This is a genomic window from Mesobacillus sp., from assembly GCF_047739415.1.
Taxonomy (GTDB): domain Bacteria; phylum Bacillota; class Bacilli; order Bacillales; family Cytobacillaceae; genus Mesobacillus.
In genome coordinates, this window is record NZ_JBIQOE010000085.1 from 1 (window position 1) to 2,809 (window position 2,809).

Here is a 2,809-nt window from a genome sequence, read left to right on the forward strand (position 1 = left end):
CACCATTGCAGCACCGTGATCTCGATAAGTCGGGAACATCCAGTCATCACTTTGTAGCGCAAGAGCTGTTCCAACCTGGGAAGCCTCCTGGCCTTCAAATGGCGCGTATGTGCCGATTCGTCCTTGCCGCTGGAGACTGATAGATTTCCTGTCCAGCGTCCGGATCCTCACCATTTCTGAATAAAACTTCTTCACTCTCTCTTCGGTCACCAAATTCTTATATTCCTCAGACACAATGTTTCCGTTTTGGTCCATCACTTGAAAAATCGGAAAATCCTTTTCCATCGGCTCACCCTTTTTTAAAAGTCTATGATTCTATTACATCCTCACTGCCCATTTTGGACGCTTCATATGAGAGAAGAAGCTGTTTCGTCTTGTTCTGGCTTCAATGCGGTTTTCGCAAAATTTATTAGCGGCTTCAACAGTCGTGATTCCCTCCCGCTCTGCCTGCTTATAAATATTTAACAGAGAATTATAGATAGCCTTCGTCTTCTTCAGAACTCGTTCCTTATTTGGTGAATACAGCTCATCCGCCACCTGGATCAACCCGCCAGCATTGACGATGTAATCAGGCGCGTAAAGGATACCCTTCTCCTGAAGAATGTGACCATGACGTTCTTCCTTTAGCTGATTGTTCGCAGAGCCAACGACTGCTTTTACCTGAAGCTGTGGAATTGTGTCATCATTGATGATTCCGCCCATAGCGCACGGTATGAAAATATCAGCAGGCTGGGAATAAATTTCGTCACTGTTAACGACTTTGATTCCTGCTCCCATTTCTTCCGCTTTCTTAACGATCTGGTCGATTGCTTTTTGATTAATGTCCGTAACATACAGGTCTGCGCCATTATCAAGAAGATACTCTGCTACCTTGTAGCCTACCTTTCCCAGCCCCTGGATCGCATAGGATTTTCCGGACAAATCATCCGTATCCCAAAGAGCTTTGCTTGTTGCCTGCAATCCAAAGATGACACCTTGAGCCGTTGGTACGGATGAATCACCGCTTCCTCCATATACTTCATCTACACCAACGATGCAATTTGTTTCTTTTAATGCATGGACAAAATCTTCTGGATCTGTGCCCATGTCGGTTCCTGTATAGAAACGTCCCTGGATCGACTCAACAAACTGGCCAAATGCCCTGAACAATTCAGGACTCTTATCTGTTGTAGGATCGCCAATGATAACTGCCTTTCCTCCACCGAAATCCACATCAGCCGCAGCGCATTTATAGGTCATGCCTTTTGAAAGTCGCAGTACGTCTTCTAATGCATCGTCAACTGATTTATAAGGATACATACGGCAACCGCCCAATGCTGGCCCTAACCTTGTACTATGAATCGCGATAATCGCCTTTAATCCAGTTGCTTCATCATTACAAAATACAACCTGCTCGTGCTCACGAATTTGTTCAAACATATCCATTGTTCTTTCCCCCTTTATTCCGTTAAACCATGTTAGCGCTTACATTTTTGCGCAAAAATTTTTAGCTGCCTGTAAGTAATTCATTTATCTTTTCTATAGGAAGGACCACTTGCTTTACTTCCCCCACTCCTATAAGGCGACCCTTACTTTCTGCCCGTACATTGGTAAGAATGGTATTGGCTTGAAGGCCTGTGACGGTTGCGGTTACGGTAACCTCGGCCCCTTCAATACATGGAGCTATGTGTTTAACTGTTACCGCGCCGCCCATACCTTCTTCATGATCCTCTAAAAAGGGAACTATAATTTGCCGCGATACCCACTCCATGTGATACACCATCGATACAGTGGAGTATACTGGATGAACGACTTTTCCCTCAAAGCGGGCAAACATTTCTGGTGTAACAATGACATCGATGGAGGCCGTTCGCCCTGCTATCAAACCATCTCGCATCATATCCCACCTTTCCAAGTTGCAAATATGTATAACGTTTATTTAACGTTATCATAACATTTCGTTAAATAAATGGTCAATAAATTGTAAGAAATTTTGGTATTTTCTTAAAAGTAATTTTGATATAATATTGATTTTTTAGGCTGTGTTAAAATAGCCTGTTGGTTTCCGTTCCAGGCGCTTCGTTTTCCACTGGAAGAATTATGCACCCTAAAATGGAACGGTTTATCAAAATAGCTGGTCGGTTTCTTCGCATCTAATAATAAACACCCTTATTCAATATAAATCAGCTAGCAGGAGTCAAGAACTTCTATTATTTAAATATTTCTCTGGTGTTAAACTTTTGAAGGCACGGCAAATAACCCTCCATATATCGTTTGGAAGGTTTTCATTAGTTGTTCTTCTTGTTCATGCAACTTTAATTCAACAAGAAACAAGAAATGGCAATTACCTTTGTTCAGCAAGCGCCATCCGTTTGAATTTATTTATAATTACATAATTTGAATATAAAATTATTTTATTTTTGAAATATATAAATAGGGTGTTCACTTTTTTCTTCAAAACCTAGTGCTTTCGCTAGCTTATAAGAAGGAACGTTTTGTTTGTCGCATGCCCAATCAGTAAATTTGTTATTTTTTAAACCGTAAGAAATATAATGATACGCTAATAACTTTCCCAATCCATACCCACGAAAGGATTCATCAGTCATGATATCGAGATCAATTTTATTAAAAGAACTCGCTGGTGAAGTTGCTTCACAAATTATTTTGTTATCATGATCAAACAGACGGAACCCAAAAGCGTTTGATAAGAATGTATCTGTATCGTGCCAATGCATTTCATAAAAGCGTGGTGGAAATAAATCGCTTTCATTAATGTTTTTTTCATTTATTTTTTCAAGTATTAAATTAGCTGGAATTGTAGGAATTATAG

The 2,809-nt window shown here is 40.4% G+C and carries 4 protein-coding genes; all 4 read right to left on the reverse strand.

All coding sequences use genetic code 11. From position 1 onward, the window contains the following. Positions 1 to 285: thiamine pyrophosphate-dependent enzyme (locus ACH0QE_RS07185; RefSeq protein ID WP_415800026.1), on the reverse strand; the 285-nt coding region annotated here is incomplete at its 3' end. A 33-nt stretch (positions 286 to 318) separates the two neighbouring features. Continuing rightward, positions 319 to 1,425 (reverse strand): Leu/Phe/Val dehydrogenase, encoded by a 1,107-nt coding sequence (locus ACH0QE_RS07190; RefSeq protein ID WP_041966610.1) that lies wholly within the window; start codon positions 1,423 to 1,425, stop codon positions 319 to 321. A 61-nt stretch (positions 1,426 to 1,486) separates the two neighbouring features. Further along, on the reverse strand, positions 1,487 to 1,876 hold the full coding sequence (locus tag ACH0QE_RS07195; RefSeq protein ID WP_415800028.1) for a thioesterase family protein: 390 nt from the start codon (positions 1,874 to 1,876) through the stop codon (positions 1,487 to 1,489). A gap of 517 nt (positions 1,877 to 2,393) precedes the next feature. After that, on the reverse strand, positions 2,394 to 2,809 hold a 416-nt coding region (locus ACH0QE_RS07200; RefSeq protein WP_415800027.1), incomplete at its 5' end, for a GNAT family N-acetyltransferase.

Coding starts and splice junctions, on each gene's coding strand:
- ACH0QE_RS07190 (WP_041966610.1), bottom strand. CDS start 1,425: ATGGATATGTTTGAACAAATTCGTGAGCACGAGCAGGTTGTATTTTGT.
- ACH0QE_RS07195 (WP_415800028.1), bottom strand. CDS start 1,876: ATGCGAGATGGTTTGATAGCAGGGCGAACGGCCTCCATCGATGTCATT.